Annotated in this window: 18 protein-coding genes and 1 riboswitch; of the genes, 13 read left to right on the forward strand and 5 right to left on the reverse strand. The window is 41.8% G+C overall.

Annotated features, from left to right (window positions below; all coding sequences use genetic code 11):
* Positions 1 to 156: 156 nt before the first annotated feature.
* The gene (locus tag H9631_RS08410) at positions 157 to 339 is read right to left on the reverse strand and encodes a hypothetical protein (RefSeq protein ID WP_191811771.1); all 183 of its coding nucleotides are present in this window, start codon (positions 337 to 339) and stop codon (positions 157 to 159) included.
* Between the two features lie 345 nt (positions 340 to 684).
* Between H9631_RS08410 and H9631_RS08415 the strand changes: the two genes are divergently transcribed.
* From H9631_RS08415 to prpB, 6 genes are all read left to right on the forward strand, one after another.
* Complete coding sequence (locus tag H9631_RS08415; protein ID WP_191811773.1) at positions 685 to 1,896, forward strand: efflux RND transporter periplasmic adaptor subunit; 1,212 nt, start codon at positions 685 to 687, stop codon at positions 1,894 to 1,896.
* On the forward strand, positions 1,880 to 2,560 hold the full coding sequence (locus H9631_RS08420) for an ABC transporter ATP-binding protein (protein ID WP_191811776.1): 681 nt from the start codon (positions 1,880 to 1,882) through the stop codon (positions 2,558 to 2,560). The genes H9631_RS08415 and H9631_RS08420 overlap by 17 nt, the downstream gene beginning before the upstream one ends.
* Positions 2,557 to 3,762 carry an ABC transporter permease gene (locus H9631_RS08425; protein WP_191811778.1) on the forward strand — a complete coding sequence of 402 codons (1,206 nt, stop codon included), beginning with the start codon at positions 2,557 to 2,559 and terminating at the stop codon, positions 3,760 to 3,762. The genes H9631_RS08420 and H9631_RS08425 overlap by 4 nt, the downstream gene beginning before the upstream one ends.
* Positions 3,763 to 3,942: 180 nt before the next feature.
* Positions 3,943 to 4,140: riboswitch (cobalamin riboswitch) on the forward strand.
* 195 nt (positions 4,141 to 4,335) lie between these two features.
* Positions 4,336 to 4,575, forward strand: a complete 240-nt coding sequence (locus H9631_RS08430) for a hypothetical protein (protein WP_191811779.1) — start codon at positions 4,336 to 4,338, stop codon at positions 4,573 to 4,575.
* Positions 4,576 to 4,892: 317 nt separating this feature from the next.
* On the forward strand, positions 4,893 to 6,329 hold the full coding sequence (locus H9631_RS08435; RefSeq protein ID WP_191811781.1) for a bifunctional 2-methylcitrate dehydratase/aconitate hydratase: 1,437 nt from the start codon (positions 4,893 to 4,895) through the stop codon (positions 6,327 to 6,329).
* A gap of 15 nt (positions 6,330 to 6,344) precedes the next feature.
* Positions 6,345 to 7,253 (forward strand): methylisocitrate lyase, encoded by a 909-nt coding sequence (gene prpB, locus H9631_RS08440; RefSeq protein ID WP_191811783.1) that lies wholly within the window; start codon positions 6,345 to 6,347, stop codon positions 7,251 to 7,253.
* Positions 7,254 to 7,326: 73 nt separating this feature from the next.
* Here the strand turns inward: prpB and H9631_RS08445 are convergent, their stop codons facing one another.
* Positions 7,327 to 8,385, reverse strand: a complete 1,059-nt coding sequence (locus H9631_RS08445) for a C45 family autoproteolytic acyltransferase/hydolase (protein WP_191811785.1) — start codon at positions 8,383 to 8,385, stop codon at positions 7,327 to 7,329.
* Between the two features lie 331 nt (positions 8,386 to 8,716).
* Here H9631_RS08445 and H9631_RS08450 point away from each other — a divergent pair, with 331 nt between their 5' ends.
* Entirely contained in the window at positions 8,717 to 10,321 is a 1,605-nt protein-coding gene (locus tag H9631_RS08450; protein WP_404801726.1) for a catalase, read from the forward strand.
* A gap of 249 nt (positions 10,322 to 10,570) precedes the next feature.
* On the opposite strand, the gene ilvA is transcribed toward H9631_RS08450, so the two are convergent.
* The 3 genes from ilvA to H9631_RS22575 form a co-directional block, all read right to left on the reverse strand.
* Entirely contained in the window at positions 10,571 to 11,839 is a 1,269-nt protein-coding gene (gene ilvA, locus H9631_RS08455) for a threonine ammonia-lyase IlvA (RefSeq protein WP_191811787.1), read from the reverse strand.
* A 99-nt stretch (positions 11,840 to 11,938) separates the two neighbouring features.
* The gene (locus tag H9631_RS22570) at positions 11,939 to 12,397 is read right to left on the reverse strand and encodes an SIMPL domain-containing protein (RefSeq protein ID WP_191811962.1); all 459 of its coding nucleotides are present in this window, start codon (positions 12,395 to 12,397) and stop codon (positions 11,939 to 11,941) included.
* Complete coding sequence (locus tag H9631_RS22575) at positions 12,289 to 12,648, reverse strand: SIMPL domain-containing protein (protein WP_191811789.1); 360 nt, start codon at positions 12,646 to 12,648, stop codon at positions 12,289 to 12,291. The genes H9631_RS22570 and H9631_RS22575 overlap by 109 nt, the downstream gene beginning before the upstream one ends.
* A gap of 215 nt (positions 12,649 to 12,863) precedes the next feature.
* On the opposite strand from H9631_RS22575, the gene H9631_RS08470 reads away from it, so the two are divergent.
* The 6 genes from H9631_RS08470 (at position 12,864) to H9631_RS08495 (ending at position 18,306) form a co-directional block, all read left to right on the forward strand.
* Entirely contained in the window at positions 12,864 to 13,616 is a 753-nt protein-coding gene (locus tag H9631_RS08470; protein ID WP_191811791.1) for a MerR family transcriptional regulator, read from the forward strand.
* Complete coding sequence (locus H9631_RS08475; RefSeq protein WP_191811793.1) at positions 13,609 to 14,238, forward strand: hypothetical protein; 630 nt, start codon at positions 13,609 to 13,611, stop codon at positions 14,236 to 14,238. The genes H9631_RS08470 and H9631_RS08475 overlap by 8 nt, the downstream gene beginning before the upstream one ends.
* 428 nt (positions 14,239 to 14,666) lie before the next feature.
* A complete protein-coding gene (locus H9631_RS08480; protein ID WP_191811795.1) occupies positions 14,667 to 15,575 on the forward strand; it encodes a hypothetical protein in 909 nt (302 codons plus the stop codon).
* A gap of 15 nt (positions 15,576 to 15,590) precedes the next feature.
* Complete coding sequence (locus H9631_RS08485; RefSeq protein WP_191811797.1) at positions 15,591 to 16,241, forward strand: DUF4129 domain-containing protein; 651 nt, start codon at positions 15,591 to 15,593, stop codon at positions 16,239 to 16,241.
* A gap of 2 nt (positions 16,242 to 16,243) precedes the next feature.
* Positions 16,244 to 17,380 carry a DUF4350 domain-containing protein gene (locus H9631_RS08490; protein WP_191811799.1) on the forward strand — a complete coding sequence of 379 codons (1,137 nt, stop codon included), beginning with the start codon at positions 16,244 to 16,246 and terminating at the stop codon, positions 17,378 to 17,380.
* Entirely contained in the window at positions 17,377 to 18,306 is a 930-nt protein-coding gene (locus H9631_RS08495) for an AAA family ATPase (protein ID WP_191811801.1), read from the forward strand. The genes H9631_RS08490 and H9631_RS08495 overlap by 4 nt, the downstream gene beginning before the upstream one ends.

Genomic DNA, 18,306 nt, shown 5'->3' on the forward strand with positions numbered 1-18,306 from the left:
AACTTGAGCAGTGGTTCTCTGGCCTTCCCAACTACATCAAGGCTTATTTGCCAATTTCTCTCTGCGAAAGTTGAGTACATAAATTATAGGCGCCAGAAAAAAAGGAATCAACTGGTTGTATTTATCAGGCGGTCGGGCTTGCAAGTTAAAAGCCTGTTAAAGAAAGGGAATACCTGGGATTCTATGAAAGTTTTGATCACTATTTGTATAGAGTGCTTGCGTGAGTAACAAGATATCTTCCATAATAGCATTTTTTTTATTGCGAGGAGAGCGCTCATAGTCATCAAGCAAACGACGCAATTCTCTTAGGAAGAGTTGATTTTCTTCTGAAATGGACATAGTGACCCCCAAAAAGTTTATACTAAAAATAGTGGCAAAAGCTATATGTTTCCGTATTTTTACTATCAGTTTCTTCTGAAATATATATATTTCTTTTAACCTATATTTCAGTTTTTAAACATTTTGTAATATTATTGTTATATATTCAAAAAAAGTTGCATTTTATGTAGTATCTTGTTCAGAGTGCATCGTCTAATAGATATGGGGGGATTTTTTATCGAAAATGAATAGGTTTTGAATCTTTTTGATATGTAAATACGTTGTTATTAATGTCACTATTTATGGAGTTTCCCAGTAAATACAAAAATAGGGGAATTCCGCCATCATTTACTAGGGGGATATATTGTGAAAAAGAAAGCCTGGATATGGGCAGGATCTATTGTCGGGGTGTTGGTATTGGCGCTTGTGGTCACATTGGTGATTAGAGCACAGGCAGGAAAAATGGCAGTAGCAGATGATGAGGAATCTCTTCTCGTGCAAAAGGTGTCAGAGCAGGAACTAAGTGAAAGTATTTTAGTAACGGGAAAAATTGTTCCGGAAGATGAGCAAAAAGTGTATTTGGATGCAGAAAAAGGAGAGGTTACGGAATTCAAAGTAAAGGAAAACCAAAAGGTGAAGGCCGGAGACCCTCTGTTTGTCTATGATTCTTCCAAATTGCAGTCAGAATATAATAAAGCCGTTAGAGAAAGGGATTTGGTGCAAAAGCGCTCCCAGACGGAGATTAACCAGATAGCAGAAATGGACAAGCGAATTACGAAGGCGAAAAATAGTCCGACTCCATCTGGGGATGGTGAGGATGACGACGAAGCTGCAACAGAAGATGTGAATTCTTTGACGAGCGAAAAGCTTGAATTGGAAACTCAGCATGAAAGTACAAAATCAGAAATTGAATCTGCTCAAGAGCAGATCAATGATATAGATACCCAAATCAAAGAAATGACCGTCACAAGTAAGATTGATGGAATTGTTGTCAAAGTTGACAGAAATGCTGTGAGCACTGAAGGTGGGGAAACAAACCCAGCTGTACATATCATCTCAAGTCAGCCATTTAAGGTCATTGGCACAATGAGCGAGTTTGACGCTGTAAGAATCAAGGAAAAGCAGAAAGTAATTATTCGTCCAAAAGTTTATAAAGATAAAGAATGGAAAGGTGTCATCGAATCTGTTTCCCAATTTCCGAATGAAGAAGGCGGGGATGAGGAGTATTCCGATGGTGGCGGCGGTGGCGGAGTCACTATGTATCCATTTAAGGTCGCCATTACAGATGACACATCCAAACTGCGTCAGGGATTCCATGTTTCATTGGAGATTAAAATAGACGGAGATGGCAAAAAAATGGCCGTCCCTCATGCTGCCATTTTGGAGGAAGAGGATAGCAATACGGTTTTTGTACTGAAAGATGGAAAATTGGAAATGCGCGAAATTGAGACTGGAACATCAAATGACGAATTTATCGAGGTCAAAAAAGGACTTGAAAAAGACGAGCTCGTTGTCATAGCTCCTCACGAAGGCTTGCACGATGGAATGGAAGTGACCACCTTTGATGAAATTGAGTGAGATTACGAAAGTTTATGGAAATGGGTCACTCCAGGTTCCGGTGTTGCATGGCATTGATTTGGAGGTTGAAGATGGTGAGTTTATTGCCATTATGGGCCCATCGGGATCAGGAAAATCAACACTGATGAATATCATTGGTTTTTTGGATTATCCCACAGAAGGTATATTTGAACTGAATGGAGAAAATATCATTTCTGCGAAAGAAAAGCATTTGGCAAAACTGCGGAACGAACATATCGGGTTTGTATTCCAGCAATTCTTTTTGCTGCCGAGGCTGAATGCGCAGAAAAATGTGGAAGCTCCGTTAATTTATGCAGGTATGTCCAAACGGGAAAGAGCGGAAAGGGCCAAGCAGATGCTGGAAAAGGTTGGGTTGGGAGACCGCGTGAAGCATTTGCCCAACCAGCTTTCGGGAGGACAAAAGCAAAGGGTTGCCATTGCGCGGGCTCTTGTGAACAATCCGACTCTTATTTTGGCAGATGAGCCTACAGGTGCCCTTGATTCAAAAACGAGCGCCCAAATCATGGAACTGTTTGTTCAACTGAACAAGGAAGGAAAAACTGTCATCATCGTTACCCATGAAGAGGAAATCGCAGCCTATACAAACAGAATCATAACTTTAAGGGATGGAAAAATCATTGATGACCGGAGGACGAGACCATGAATTTGTGGGAAAGCTTCAAGATTGCTCTGTCGTCCATATGGAATCATAAAATCCGGTCAGTTTTAACAATGCTTGGAATCATCATTGGAGTCGCGGCTGTTATTGTCATAGTGGCAATAGGACAAGGTGCGAAAAAAGAAATGATGGATGAGATGTTTAGTACGGATAAAAATGCGATAGACCTCATATATGAACCAATGGAGACGGAAGATGAAGAGATGGAATGGGAAGAACCCCCTGAGCTGACCTCAATGGACTTGGAGGTTTTGAAAGAAGTACCGGGAGTCAAATCTATATTGGCCACTAATCAGGGATTCGGGACTTCCATGATCAATGACAAAACGGCAGAGATGGAAATTACAGGGGTTGACGGTGTATATTTTACCGCCCAAAATATTCAAACAGTGGAGGGGCGTCCGCTGAATGATAAAGATAACGACGCTATGAACCGCGTTGTTATGATCGATAAGGTCGCGAGAGACAAATTTTTTAAAGGGTCGGATGATGTAATTGGGGAAATCATAGAGTTAGACGGAAATCCCTACAAAATTGTTGGTGTTTATGAATCTCCCGTTCCTGAGATGTATCGCTGGAATGAAGATGGTGAGATGGTCATGCCGAGGACTGTCGTCTCCATGATGTTTGGAAACAATGAAATAGAACAGCTGGCTATCATCGTTGACGATCCTGAAATGCTTTCTGATATCGGGATGGACGCGGCCAATGCACTGACAGAGCACAAAAATTTAGAAGACGGTATTTATAATATCCCGAATCTGTCTGAATTTATGGAGGAAATCGAAACATACGTTAACATGATGACATTATTCATCGGAAGTATTGCTGCTATTTCCCTATTGGTTGGCGGAATTGGGGTCATGAATATTATGCTCGTATCTGTCACGGAGAGAACAAGGGAAATTGGTCTCCGCAAGGCTCTTGGGGCAACGAGGGGAAAAATATTGCTTCAATTTCTTATTGAATCAGTCACATTAACCTCATTGGGCGGATTGATTGGAATCGGCTTGGCAGCATTAGGAGCGTTGCTTATCACGATATTTGCGCCGATCACTGCTCCAATCAGTCCATTGGTTGTGCTGATAGGAGTTGGTTTCTCAGCGTTTATCGGGATCATCTTTGGGATTCTTCCAGCAAATAAAGCGTCCAAGCTTAGCCCGATTGATGCGTTAAGATATGAATAAGTCAAAGAGGCTGGAACAAGTATAGATTGTGAAAAGAAAGCCGCATGAGATCAAATGATTTCATGCGGCTAATTTTTTTGTATACGGCTTATGAGTTCGGTGATAATCAGTGGGAAAAGGAGAAATGATCTGATATTTCTGGTAGTTTGATAAAACATTTGATATGCTTAATATATGAAAACTGAATAGATAGAAATAGGTGCAGATAAAATGTTTTATTTGCTTAATAGGGAAGTTCGGTTTGATTCCGACGCTGTCTGCGCAACTGTATTTGGGAGCGATTCAAAAGGAAGCCACTGTTTTCATTTATTTGAAAATGGGAAGGTTTGAAAAGCGATGATCATAAGCCAGGAGACCTGCCTGTTTCAGCAAACATCAATACCTACGCGAGATGGGAGGTGTTAAGTGCGAAAATGCTAAAGCATGTATTTTAACATGTTTATTTATGTATCCATTCGTCCCTTAGCAACTTCTGTATGAAGTTGCTTTTTTGGTTGAAGGGAAATTATAAAAAAAACCTTGTTTGCCCGCGCTGAGCAAGGCTTGCGCTTGTGTTATTGAAAGGAGTTTATTTTGTTTGGATCAGTAGATTACTTTACCAATTCTTTAAAAGCAGGCATCATGAACAATTTTGGTTTGTCTTCGTCTTGCTCTATTCAAGATCAATACACACAATTAAAAACGAAAATAATGAAAACAGCAGAAAGACAGTTTGAACGGGAGGCTTATTTACAAAATCTTGAGAAGGCCTACTTGAACGTGAAAATTGAAATTTTCGGATTGGAGGACAGTGTGGGGGAGAAACGGAAGTAATATTGCCTTGTTTCTGGACAGAGATCGTCCAATGCTTATAGTGCAACTGACGGAGAGGAAAAAGTATCGGTGGTCTTTATAGGTTGAATTAGAGTTCTTCCTTGTAACTGTGGCACATGGTTCCAAAAACATATTGTCTGAATCCGGATAATACTGTCTGAAATCCAAAAATACTATCCAGAATTGAAATACTGTTGCACATGTTTAAATTTGATCTGGATAAACCTCAAATCTTTCGTTCAACTTATAGAGTCCTTATTAAAGTGAACATGAGCTTCTTAATTCTACAGGAATGAAGGATAGAAAGGAAGATTGATGTGATCAAAACGAATGAGCGCCCTACAAATGTAGATCATTTATTAGAGGATATTGCTGATTATGTACTGGATTGGAAGATTACTAGTAATGAAGCTTTCAAGACAGCGCATTATGTACTGCTTGACACATTGGGTTGTGGAATACTTGCGTTGCGATACCCAGAATGCACAAAGCTGCTAGGACCGCTTGTGCCGGGTACGACGGTTCCTAAAGGAAGCCGGGTACCGGGAACATCATACGTGCTTGATCCGGTACGCGGGGCATTTAATATTGGATGCATGATTCGCTGGCTTGATTACAATGATACGTGGTTGGCGGCTGAGTGGGGGCATCCTTCAGATAATCTGGGTGGAATATTGGCAGTGGCTGACTATGTTAGTCAAGTGCGCCTTGAAGAAGGGAAAGAACCATTGGCCGTTCGGGATGTGCTGGAAATGATGATTAAAGCGCATGAAATTCAAGGGGTTCTCGCATTAGAGAACAGTTTGAACCGGGTTGGACTGGATCATGTGCTGTTTGTTAAAGTTGCCACAACCGCTGTTGTGACAAAGATGCTTGGAGGAGGGCGTGAGGAGATCATCAATGCGCTTTCCAATGCATGGATTGACAATAGTAGTCTTAGAACGTACCGTCACGCCCCGAATACAGGCTCTCGGAAGTCATGGGCTGCCGGAGATGCGACAAGCAGAGGCGTTCTTTTGGCAATGATGGCCGTTAAAGGAGAGATGGGCTATCCACAGGCACTTTCTGCGCCGGGCTGGGGTTTTCAGGATGTCCTATTTAAAAAGCAAGAATTAAAGCTTGCGCGGCCTCTTGACTCCTATGTAATGGAAAATGTATTGTTCAAAGTAGCTTATCCGGCAGAGTTTCACGCACAAACTGCCGCGGAGTGCGCAGTCAAGCTTCATCCGCAAATCAAGGATCGGTTGGATGAAATTGATAGGATCACCATTACTACACATGAATCAGCTATTCGAATCATCGATAAAAAGGGACCGCTCCATAATCCGGCTGACCGAGATCATAGTCTTCAGTATATTACGGCAATCGGTTTGATTAAGGGGGATATACGGGCGGAATATTATGAAAAGGAAACAGCGGTGGATGAAAGGATTGACCGTTTGCGTGACAAGATGGAAGTCATTGAAAACAAACAGTATAGTATTGATTACCTAGATCCGAGCAAGCGCTCAATCGCCAATGCTGTACAGGTCCATTTTATGGATGGAACTTCGACAGAAAATGTTGAATGTGAGTATCCTTTGGGACACCGATTCCGCAGGGAAGAAGCTATTCCGCTTATTAAGAAAAAGTTTTCAAATAATCTGAGGGCACATTTCACAAATAAGCAATCAGAAAAAATTGAGGAAGAATGTTTTGATAAAGAAAAGCTTGAGCAAATGCATGTTAAGCAATTTCTGGAATTGTTCTTATAATGGGAGGGCTGATAAATGGCTTGGATTGTTGATCAACCAATGACGCAAAGCGAACTTGCTGACAAGTTTCGCAAGCTATTAGCAGCAGATGTGACACAAGTTCCGGGTGCCCATGATGCAATGGCTGCTCTAACGGCGAAGGAAGCAGGATTTTCATCACTTTATTTATCGGGAGCGGCTTACACCGCAAGTAGGGGACTGCCTGATTTGGGTATTGTCACTTCAACAGAAGTGGCAGATCGAGCGAGGGATCTTGTCCGCGCTACGAATTTGCCGTTGCTTGTAGATATTGATACGGGGTTTGGGGGAGTTTTAAATGCTGCCCGAACCGCTAGAGAAATGGTAGAAGCCAATGTGGCGGCTGTCCAAATGGAGGATCAGCAGCTACCAAAGAAATGCGGACATTTAAATGGTAAACAACTCGTTTCAACGGAAGATATGGTCCAAAAGATTCAGGCTGTGAAAGAGACTGCTCCGTCCCTGGTAATGGTGGCCCGGACAGATGCTCGTGCTGTAGAAGGCTTGGATGCTGCAATAGAACGCGCACTTGCGTATGTTGAAGCAGGGGCGGAAGTAATCTTCCCTGAGGCGCTTCAATCCAGAGAAGAGTTTCAATTATTCTCTGAAAAGCTCAAGGTTCCTTTGTTGGCAAACATGACGGAATTCGGGAAAACACCTTACTATACCGCAGAAGAGTTCGCCAGCATGGGTGTGAAGCTAGTCATCTATCCAGTGACTTCCCTTCGAGTTGCTGCGAAAGCATATGAAAGAGTGTTCCAGCTTATTAAAGAGCAAGGTTCACAAAAGGAAGGGTTATCCTCTATGCAAACGAGAAAAGAATTATATGAGACCATTTCCTATTATAAATTTGAGGAGTTGGATCGTAAGATTGCCAAAACAATTTTAGATAATGGAGAAGAATGAGGCAGTGTTCCATTATATACATTCGCTTTCTTCGTCCATTATCAGGCTGGAACCCCCTATTCATTAGGGGGCTCTACCTTTTAAACCAGTCGGCATTCTCATCCATATGTACGAAAGGAATATCTGTATCTACTTCACCTGTTATCCTTTTTACGCTTAATTCCTTTCCTTTCAGCCATTCTCCAAAATTAAACTTTATCGGTTCTTGATTTCCACCCAGTGCCATCCATGTATGCATCTCTTTTGGAAAGTATGCGGAGGTATGGATTGTTCCAGCCCAGCTGCTGTATAAACCCGAAAAAACACCTCTATCTGTATCGTTGAATAGACGGAAAGCTTCGTGCGCGTCTGAAACAGAATTCATTCGAATCGCTTCAAGTCTGCGCTCCGAATCTGCAAGATGATGGCGATTTTCGTGTTTTAACTTTTCAAAGTGATTCGTGCATGCATTTGATTGTCTTACGGTGATCTCTCTTGGTGTCGCTTCAACAATATAAGTCTCCCCGCTTGGGTCATACACAATATAGCTGAACGAATGCCGATGTGGAATTTCTTTTAACAATGAGACAGCATCCTTTACATTGGCACAAGTCTCCAAAACAAGCCTTCCAATCATTCCACAAATGAAGCCATTCTTAGGGCTTTTTCGGTTCATAAAATTGTAACCCATGGCGAGCCCTTTCTCGTTCAAACCATCCGAACGCCCGGTAATTCTTTGACTGGGCCCCACCGTCGCATAACCATTTTTGGCTGGCTGGAAGAATACATATCGTCCTTCATAAGTTTTCGGATGATAGTCGTAATTTCGGATGATATAGCCATCACCAGTTAAAATGGAGCAACCTGACCGGGGAATTTCCAGCCGGTATCCGCCGAATTCAGTTAGAGCGCGTTCCAAGGGCCATTCCAGAGCCTCCTGCAACCCAAGGATTTCTTCCCAAACCCCTGGTGCAATCGGAGTTATCGCCTCTTTCACCTCAGCAGCATTGATTTTGAATCGAGGCCTGCGCACCTTCCATTGATTTTCCCTGTTTTTTACAGTAAGGGAATTCTTTAAAATCTGTCCCTGCATAAAACCAAAATCGTAATGGGAACCGCGGAATTGAATAATATCACTATAAATATTTTTCATTATGTTCCTCACTTTCTAAGACTATTTTATGGAAAGGAGAATGGGGTGGCAAGAACGTGAAAATATTGTCCTTTTATAAACAGGCCTGAAAAGGGCGATTGGCTAAAAGTCTGTCACGAACAGAGCTGAAAGGTACTCTAAAAAGTGCAGTGGCAAAAGCTTAGTCATAAAAAGTGATTAAAGGCTTGAAAAAACACTGTCTTCCAAAAAAACAGTCACTTTTCGAGAAAAGGGAAAATTCCTCATTGATGGATTAACTGGAACAAAGCGGGAATATTAAACTCGAACATCGCTGTAAGGAAATACATAAATTTTGGGAGGAGTGTCATCCATGATGGACAAAAATAAGGAATCAATGGACAAGAAATCTAATCAAGAAGGCGATATGACTCTTACAAATAGACAGGGTCATCCAGTCACCAACAATCAAAATCTAAGAACGGTTGGTAACAGAGGGCCCGCAACTTTAGAGAACTATGATTTCATTGAAAAAATCAGCCATTTTGATCGGGAACGAATTCCGGAGCGTGTAGTGCATGCAAGAGGGGCAGGAGCACACGGCTATTTCGAGGCTTACGGAAAAGCGGGAGATGAACCCGTTTCAAAATATACAAGGGCAAAAGTTTTTCAGGAACAAGGAAAACGCACCCCGGTTTTCGTCCGCTTTTCAAGCGTGATCCATGGCGGGCATTCACCAGAAACCCTCCGGGATCCACGTGGTTTTGCGGTTAAGTTTTATACGGAGGATGGTAACTGGGACTTGGTAGGAAACAATTTAAAGATCTTTTTTATTAGGGATGCCATTAAATTTCCTGATATGATCCATGCCTTTAAACCGGATCCGATTACCAATATACAAGATAGTGAACGCTTTTTCGATTTTTGCGCAAATTCCCCAGAGTCATTTCATATGGTGACTTTTCTATATTCCCCATGGGGAATACCGGCCAATTACCGGCACATGCAAGGTTCAGGGGTCAATACTTACAAATGGGTAAATCGTGATGGAGAAGCCGTTCTGGTAAAATATCATTGGGAACCGAAGCAAGGTATTAAAAATCTGACTCAAAAAGAGGCTGAGGAAATACAAGCAAAAAACTTCAATCACGCCACACAGGATTTGTACGAAGCGATTGAGCGCGGAGACTATCCTGAATGGGAGCTTTTTGTACAGATTTTGAGTGACGAGGAGCATCCAGAGCTTGACTTCGACCCGCTCGATGACACAAAGATTTGGCCGAAGGATCAGTTCCCATGGCTGCCTGTAGGCAAAATGGTTCTGAATAAAAATCCAGAAGACTATTTCAATGAAGTGGAACAGGCTGCTTTTGGAACAGGAGTACTTGTAGATGGGCTTGATTTTTCGGATGATAAAATGCTTCAAGGACGGACCTTCTCTTATTCGGACACACAAAGGCACAGGGTTGGGCCTAACTATCTTCAGCTGCCAATCAATTCGCCGAAAAAGAGAGTAGGTACCAATCAAACTGGCGGCCAAATGCAATATAAAGTGGATCGCGCGCCTGGGCAAAATCCGCATATTAATTATGAGCCGTCCATTCTTGGGGGATTGAAGGAAGCGGAGCAACCGGGAAAAGAATACACGCCTAAAATTGAGGGACATCTTGTAAGGGAATCAATTGACAGAAATGATAATACTAAGCAGGCAGGAGACACATATCGCAGCTTTGAGGATTGGGAAAAAGATGAACTAATTACGAACCTTGTGAATGACCTGTCTAAATGTGATCAGCGAATCCAGAAAAAAATGATCACTTTGGCTGAGGAAGCAGATGAAGAATATGGACGCCGTCTGAGAGAAGGAATAAAAAATGCAAGCACGGAAGGCTCCAGCATGCATCCTCTTGGAAATAAAGATGGGGAACAAGCGCCTGAAATGGCTGAGGAAAAGGGGCGCGAAACTGACTCATATTAAGGCTTTGGGCAATCCTTCAAGAATTTATCTTGACTAGGTGAAGGCCTGGCTTACCCGGAAAACCTGTCAAAGACAAACCTTAGGGCATTCTATTCGATTGCAATGAGAGTCGAATAGTGAGGGGGTTTTTTAACTTCATTCAGCAGAAGTTTCCTACTTCTGTAAGGCCTTGAAAAAGTCCAAAGACAGGAGGGAATCCTGCAAATGAAAAACCAGTCTGAGAAATATGTTTCTCAGACTGGTTTATTTTTAGATCAATAAGTGGAATAGCATACTGTCTTTATTGACTTCTGTATAGGAAATATTTCTTTGTTGCATCCGCTCAATCAGCCCAGCATAATCTTCACGGCGTTTAAGTTCAATACCGACAAGACTCGGGCCTCTTTCTCTGTTGTTTTTCTTCGTGTATTCAAATGTAACAATATCGTCATCAGGTCCAAGAACTTCATCAAGGAATTCCCGGAGTGCACCTGCACGCTGCGGAAAGTTCACGATGAAATAGTAGAGCAGGCCTTCATACATCAGGGATTTCTCTTTGATTTCCTGCATTCTGCTTATATCGTTATTGCCGCCGCTGATGACGCACACAACGGTCTTACCTTTGATTTGATCTTTATAAAAATCCAAGGCTGCAATCGGAAGAGCACCTGCGGGCTCTGCGATAATAGCATGCTGATTATAGAGATTCAGAATGGTTGTACATACTTTTCCTTCAGGAACAGCTACAATGTCATCAACATATTTCTTGGACAATTCAAATGTTCTTTGGCCAACGCATTGGACAGCAGCCCCGTCTACAAATTTATCAATAGAAGGAAGCGTGGTCACGGCGTTGTTTTCCAAAGCCGTTTTCATGCTTAAAGCCCCGTTCGGTTCAACACCGATCATTTTTGTATGAGGGGATACATTTTTTACATAAGTGCTTAGGCCAGCCATTAATCCACCGCCACCGACACTTCCGAAGACAAAATCGACTGGCTCGTGGATATCATTCATTATTTCGACTGCCACTGTTCCTTGTCCAGCAATGATATCAAGGTCGTCAAATGGATGGATGAAGATACGGCCTTCTTCTTCTGCATAGGCATTTGCTTCAGTGGAACTTTCATCGAAGGTATCTCCTGTCAGAATGACTTCTATATAGTCACGTCCAAACATTTTCACTTGGTTGATTTTTTGTTTTGGCGTTGTTTGCGGCATGAAGATAGTTCCCTGAATTCCAAGATTGGCACAGGCGTATGCAACCCCCTGTGCGTGATTTCCCGCACTGGCACAGACAACTCCTTTTTCCCTTGCCTCACGCTCAATTGTTTTTATTTTATAGTAGGCACCACGCAGCTTAAAGGAGCGGACGTGTTGCAAATCCTCTCTTTTCACATACACCTGGCAATCATATTGCTCAGATAACCGGTCATTTTTTTGCAAAGGTGTATGTGCCACTACATCTTTTAAAAATTGATACGAAATGAGAATATCTTCCAAATTCAAAGTTTTTGTCTTTTCCTCTGTTGTATTCATGGCGTCATTCTACCTCCGCTTTTGTATAAACATTTCTATATTATAACATGAAGATATTGAAAATAATACAGAAGTTTTCAAAATATTTAGGGATAACGTTTACATAGAAACATAGGAGAATGTTGCCTGCACTCGGCTTATAACCTCAAGTGTCCCCGGATGAAATGATGTGGCCGCTTTGTTCATGGCAAACATTTTTGTCTGATAAGGCATCGTTTCGCGGTCAGTAATCTCGACAATCGTCAAAGGCACTTTAGATAACTGTGCATTTAATGTCCCGGCAATGGTTTCCGCTTTTTGGCGGGCATTCAAAACTGCTAGGGATAATGCCTGCTTGTAAAATTGATCATTCTGGGCTGCTTCAAAGGTGACTCCTGAAACGATGTTGGCCCCATTTCTTACAGCCATATCGACAATCGGTCCCGTCTGATTCATCTCCATGACCTTAACTAAAAGCATATGGTCGATTTTATAGTTTCTGAAAAACTGTTGTCCGTCGACATAATCATATTGTGGATAGATGGAATAATCGTCAGTCTTGATCGCATTTTCAGGTATTCCTGCTTGGAAAAAGCTGTCTCGATGCCCAAAATGGTTCTTGCATTTTCCTCTTGAGCCTTGGTTAAGGTTAAACTTTCCGTAGAGACTCCAAGCCTGATTACGGCCATGTCCGGATCGACAGAAATTTTCCCTTCACCGGAGACCTTGATGACATATGGTCTAGTTTTAGCTGTTTTGTATGGAAGTGGATAGTACATGAGAATCTCACCGCTTTCTTCTGTTTCATTTATAATAAGTATGAATGACATCAGAATGGAACAACCTTATTTCTAAAAATGTATTGATCCTTGTTGACTTGCTTTTTTCATTTTTTGAAGATCTTCTTTTGAAACACATTTGTCTGCAACTATCGCAACCCATAAAAAATTCGCTATATTAACCTTTTTGAACATGTTAATTTAGCTTGAAGTTGACGCAACGTCAACTTGTATACTGGTGTTAGAAACGAAGTGAGGTGCATGATATGATCACCATCAGCGAATTATCGAAAAAAGCCAATGTAACTCCCAGGACTTTGCGATACTATGATTCAATTAATTTATTGAACCCTTTGGGAGTAACAGAAGGCGGCCACCGCACATACAGAAAAGAAGATATTTTTAAACTTCAACAGATCCAATTCCTGAAAAAGCTCGGCTTTTCTTTAAAGGATATTAAGCAGTTGATTGAAAATAATGATTTGGACCCGGTCGATCATATAAAAAATCAGCTCAACCTCATCCGTTCAGAACAGAAACTTCTTGAAGAAATGGAAAGGGACCTAGTGGGACTTCTTCATAGCCATTCCATTGAAGGAAGACTAAATTGGGAGCTTATTTTACAAATGCTTCAGCACCAGCAAACGGGTCAAATGGAGATGAGGAAATACTCCAAGCAATGGTTTGGAGAAAAGGTGGACGAAGTAACTAAGAAGCTTCCCAATATAAATGACGATAACAAAGAGACAAAGGAATGGATAGACCTCCTAAAAGCGCTTCAAGACATGATGGACCAGCCCCCGAACTCTAAAGAGGTTCAAACTATTGTGAAGAAGATTTGGATGAAATCTGAATCGCTATACGGTAATGACGAACAGCTTCAAGAACAATTATGGGAAGTGCGAAAATCACCCGAAAAATCCTCGCAGCTGGGATGGTACCCTTTAAATGAAAAACTATTGCGTTTTTTAGATCAAGCATTTGCAATTTATGAAAATGGGGGGAACATTCATGATTGAATTTATCCTTCAATATAAATGGGTATTTCTTATCTTGGGAGAAGTTATATTTTGGGTAAGTCTTCTGGGCTTCTTTATTGTCAGATATGCATTCGGTCTGGAAAAGCTCAGCAAATACTTTATTTTCCTTTGGCTTGCCAGCGATGCCTGGCTTCTTGTGCTTGGCATCATGGATTATAGAGACACTGGCACTTTTGATACATTTCAGGTCATCATTGTTTTATTTTTACTATATGCTTTGACATTCGGAAGAAATGATATGAGGAAGCTTGACCAATGGATGAAAAGAAATATCCGAAAGTGGAAAGGTGAGCCTCCTGTTGAAGAGGAAAAAGAGAAAAAATTATATGGCTTGGATTATGCAGTCAAGCAAGGGAAAGAATTCGCGCTTCATGCATTGATGTATACTGCTGTGTTGGTTGTTTTAAGCTTTTTCAGTGATTTTCGCAGTCCGAATGAGCTGTTAAAGTTGAACGATTTCGGGGATATGCTCGGATATCTCATTGAAAAAGGCTGGTTTACTGATCCGACAATTGGAAAGATTACTGGTATCTGGACACTTATTCTCATCATTGATGCGGTTATAACAGTAACGTATTTTATTTTTCCAAAAAAAGCCTAGAAAAAAACGTTGGTTGTGAAGGAACAGCCAGCGTTTTTTATATATTATTGGAATGAAAATTAAACCTGTCTAGATTTGCTGTACAGGAAGTACAAGTAAGGCAAAAGTTAATGGGTGCGGTCAGACGCCTGCACCACAAAGTGCGGATGCTTGAAGTGGGAGCCCCGTACAAAGGGATGTTAAAGCTCTTTTCCTTCTTTGTTAAACATACAATATAAATTAAATTGCAGCCCCAGCCTTCATTAAGCAATAAAATTGCTTCTTATGTAAAGTGATATTTTCAATTGAGTAGGTTCTGGAATACGGAAGATAATAATCGAGAGGGACTTTCGAGAAAAATTCCAGAAATTATCATATAGTTCATACATTCAATAGGAACAATGTTAAAATAGTCGATATGACTCTTTTTTTAGGAGGTTTTTCAGAAAATGGATGAAAGGTTTAGCAGACCGAAGGGGTTTGGCCAGATTCTGGACCATACTTTCAGTTTGAGCAAGAGGCACTTTAAGGACTTATTTTTAATCCTTCTTATTTTTATGGGACCTATCTATTTATTGCAGGCGATCATCGAGTTGTTTTCTGGAGTCAGTTTTTTCCGGGAGGTTGGCGTGGGTGGGACCTGGTATGAACAGATCCTTTCCAGCTTTGATGACACAGAAGATATCAACCTGGGAGCTGATTTAGCGATTGCATCGGTGGGGCTCATTAGTATTTTCATAGCACCTGTGGCCACAGCGGCAGTCATGTTTGTGGTAGACCATGTAAGAAAAGGCGAAGAGTATACAGTCGGTTCCGTTATTAAGCAGGCATTTTCACGCTATTGGCCTATGCTTGGAAGTACGATTCTGTTTGGATTGATTGTGTTTGGTCTTTTTATAGTCCCAACGATCATCATCACGATTGCTGTTGTTGTAGGAGCTATTATTTTCCCAATTGTCGGCATTATCTTGGCTATTTTGCTTTTTGGGAGTTTTTGTATAGGCGTCGGTCTTTTGCTGACCCGCTGGAGTTTTTATTTCGGGTCGGTCGTTTTTCAGGAGGAGACACCGGGCCTTTCACGTAGTTGGAAATTGACGAGAGGCCGCACTTGGGCGCTCTTTGGTCTATTTATTATTTTCTCTTTGATTGTGACGATGATTAGCACAATATTGGAATTAACTTTTGGGCTGTTTCTTGGAAACAGCGTGCTGCTTTCACTTATTATCAATGCAGCGAGTATTTTTACAACGTTGATTTTTACCGTAGGATATGCTGTTATGTATTTTGACTTAAAGATTAGGCATGATGCGGATGACTTGAAAGAAATGATTGAGGAATATCACACACCACAAATCTAGGTCAGGTGATGGTTAATGCTAGATGCTGATCAGGCGAAGGAAAGACTTCAAGAAATAGTAAACAAAGCTGAATATAAGGTTTATGAGAACCAGACGAAGGGTTTCCTGCAAAGCTGGTGGGATAGTGTCAAGGGCTGGATTGTCAGACAGCTTGAAAAACTGCTTCCTTCCCAAGAAGCGGCGAGCGCGGCTGCAGGCCCAGTTCTGATATTGATTGTTATTTTGACCATCATTGTGCTTGGGTTAGCCGTCTATTTTATTGTCCGCTATACGCGGAGGTCCAGGCGATACCGCGATAAATCGCCGCTCCAATCAATGAATGAATTGGATTGGACTTCTGAGAGGCACTTGGTGGAGGTGCTTAAGCTGGAAAAACAGCAGAATTATTCAATGGCTGCACGTCATTTGTTTTTGGCAACCCTTCTTTATTTCCATCAAAGGAACTGGCTGGAAGCAAGGATATGGAAAACGAATTGGGAGTATTATGATGAGTTGAAAAAGTTTAATCGGGGTTGGGCGGATCAATTTTTTCATTTAGCGCGTGTTTTTGACGAAGTGACATACGGAGAGAGACAATTGGATAAGGAAGAGTATGATCAGTTTCGAAAAGAAGCGATGGATTGGTTGGAGGAGCCGCAGACGACAATGGAAGATAGGAGGGGGTAAGTTTGCAGGGATCTGGAAAAAGAACATGGATTTTGCTTAGCATTCTTCTTTTGTGTTTTTTGGCCGGCGGCTATTTTTTGCAGCCAAAGCAGCCCATCGCCTACCCCGCCTATGTTTCCGATTCTCCATCTCCTACCGGTACAAAGGCTATTTATACATATTTAAAAGAAGAAGCAAAATCCATCCAGCGATGGAATAAAACGCCGCAGCGATTGGATCTTAAAGACGGAGGCCAAGTACTCGTCATGGTGGAGCCGCTCAATATACCTAATAGTGAAGAAATGAAGGCTTATGAAAAATTTATGGAAGCAGGTAATACCATTTTGCTGTTTCAAAGAAATCCACAGGGGATGTTTAATTTGGTAACAGATCCAATTATAGTGGAGGAAGAAGCAGAAGAAGGAGTACTGTACGGTAGAAAAGATCGTAAATATAAAGCGGATATTTCATATTTGAATCGTATCCAAACGGAGCAGCAGGATAGCATCCTATTGTACGATGATGCAGGGACAATTGCGCTTGAACGTCCTTACGGAAAAGGAAGGTTGATAGTTTCCATTTTTCCGGAATGGATGAAAAATGAACAGATTTTGAAAAAGGACCATGTTCCCCTGCTTATTTCACTGTTGAACGAGACGGAAGGTCTCCACTTGTTATTTGATGAGCATATACACCAGCCTAAGGGCGGGGAAAAAGCCTTGACAGTTTATCCGCTGTGGTTCTTGCTCTTCATGTTCCAAGGTGGAATCCTTGTTATCCTTTGGCTTTGGTATCAAGGAAAAAGATTCGGTCCGATTTACAGTCCAAGAGAAGCGACTGTTCGTTTTAGTGACGAAGGAATCCGTGCATTGGCTGCCTGGTATATGAGGGGCAGACGTTACCATGATTCCATTGTCATACAGGCTGATTACTTGAAATTTATTCTCCAAGAGAAGTGGCATATTCCTTACCGTCAGGAGTGGAGAAGTCTCTCCTTGCTTTTAGAGCGTAAAAGTAAAGGGCAAATGGGGCAAAAGGAGATTGATTCTTTTCTGTCCGGTTTAATGGACGTCTTACATAAAGAAAGATTAAGCAAGCAGGAATACTTATTATGGTCGAAAAAAATTGACCGGCTAAGGAAAGTGGTGGAAGAGAGATGAATACAAAAGTATTAGCATTGTTGGAGAGGTATGAAGAACGGATCCTTGGGCAAAGTACGAATCTTCGACTCTTGCTGTCTGCGATTCTGGCAGGAGGACATGTTCTTCTTGAAGGAGTGCCAGGGACGGGAAAAACAGCAACGGTTCGGACTCTTGCAAATCTTCTAGGTGGACAGTTCAATCGTATTCAGTTTACCCCTGACCTTCTTCCAAGCGATATAACCGGAAGTGTTATTTATAACGTGAAGGAAGGCTCTTTTGAAACGTTAAAAGGTCCGATTTTTACAAATATCCTGCTGGCAGATGAAATTAACCGGACTCCTGCTAAAACGCAGGCTGCCCTTTTGGAAGCGATGGAAGAGAGGCAGGTCACGATTCAGGGAACGACCTATCCGTTGGCAGAGGTGTTTTTTGTCGTGGCGACACAAAACCCGATTGAATTCGAAGGAACCTATCCATTGCCGGAAGCTCAGCAGGACCGCTTTTTATTTAAGCTCTTGATTGATTTTCCAACGTTTGAAGACGAGAAGGATGTATTGAAAAATGTGATTGAAAACAATTTCGAAACATCGGCGATTGAACCGGTCCTGGACATGGAAGAGTTTTTAAAAGCCAGACAAGAGATTATGCAAACCACGGTGAACGAAAATGTTCTGGAATACATTATGACAATTGTAAAAAGAACGAGGGAGACAGAGGCAATCCGTTATGGAGCTAGTACAAGAGCGGCGATTGCTATTGGGAAAGCCGCCCAGGCGTGGGCCTATTTGGATGGCCGTGATTATGTAACACCTGACGATGTGAAGATCGTTGCAAAACCGTCACTAAGACATAGGATACAATTAGCCCCGCATGTGGAATTGGAGGGAGGATTTGTTGACCAAGTCATTGAAGAGCTTGTGGGCTCGGTTCCTGTTCCGAGATAG

The sequence above is a fragment of the Bacillus norwichensis genome, from assembly GCF_014836955.1.
Classification (GTDB): domain Bacteria; phylum Bacillota; class Bacilli; order Bacillales; family Bacillaceae_C; genus Siminovitchia; species Siminovitchia norwichensis.

What these genes read in the sequence shown, in the direction of transcription:
- H9631_RS08495 (WP_191811801.1), top strand. Translation starts at nt 17,377, where the DNA reads ATGAATACAAAAGTATTAGCATTGTTGGAGAGGTATGAAGAACGGATC.
- H9631_RS08425 (WP_191811778.1), top strand. Translation starts at nt 2,557, where the DNA reads ATGAATTTGTGGGAAAGCTTCAAGATTGCTCTGTCGTCCATATGGAAT.
- H9631_RS08450 (WP_404801726.1), top strand. Translation starts at nt 8,717, where the DNA reads ATGATGGACAAAAATAAGGAATCAATGGACAAGAAATCTAATCAAGAA.
- H9631_RS08470 (WP_191811791.1), top strand. Translation starts at nt 12,864, where the DNA reads ATGATCACCATCAGCGAATTATCGAAAAAAGCCAATGTAACTCCCAGG.
- H9631_RS08480 (WP_191811795.1), top strand. Translation starts at nt 14,667, where the DNA reads ATGGATGAAAGGTTTAGCAGACCGAAGGGGTTTGGCCAGATTCTGGAC.
- prpB (WP_191811783.1), top strand. Translation starts at nt 6,345, where the DNA reads ATGGCTTGGATTGTTGATCAACCAATGACGCAAAGCGAACTTGCTGAC.
- ilvA (WP_191811787.1), bottom strand. Translation starts at nt 11,839, where the DNA reads ATGAATACAACAGAGGAAAAGACAAAAACTTTGAATTTGGAAGATATT.
- H9631_RS08410 (WP_191811771.1), bottom strand. Translation starts at nt 339, where the DNA reads ATGTCCATTTCAGAAGAAAATCAACTCTTCCTAAGAGAATTGCGTCGT.
- H9631_RS08445 (WP_191811785.1), bottom strand. Translation starts at nt 8,385, where the DNA reads ATGAAAAATATTTATAGTGATATTATTCAATTCCGCGGTTCCCATTAC.
- H9631_RS22575 (WP_191811789.1), bottom strand. Translation starts at nt 12,648, where the DNA reads ATGTCATTCATACTTATTATAAATGAAACAGAAGAAAGCGGTGAGATT.
- H9631_RS08485 (WP_191811797.1), top strand. Translation starts at nt 15,591, where the DNA reads ATGCTAGATGCTGATCAGGCGAAGGAAAGACTTCAAGAAATAGTAAAC.
- H9631_RS08475 (WP_191811793.1), top strand. Translation starts at nt 13,609, where the DNA reads ATGATTGAATTTATCCTTCAATATAAATGGGTATTTCTTATCTTGGGA.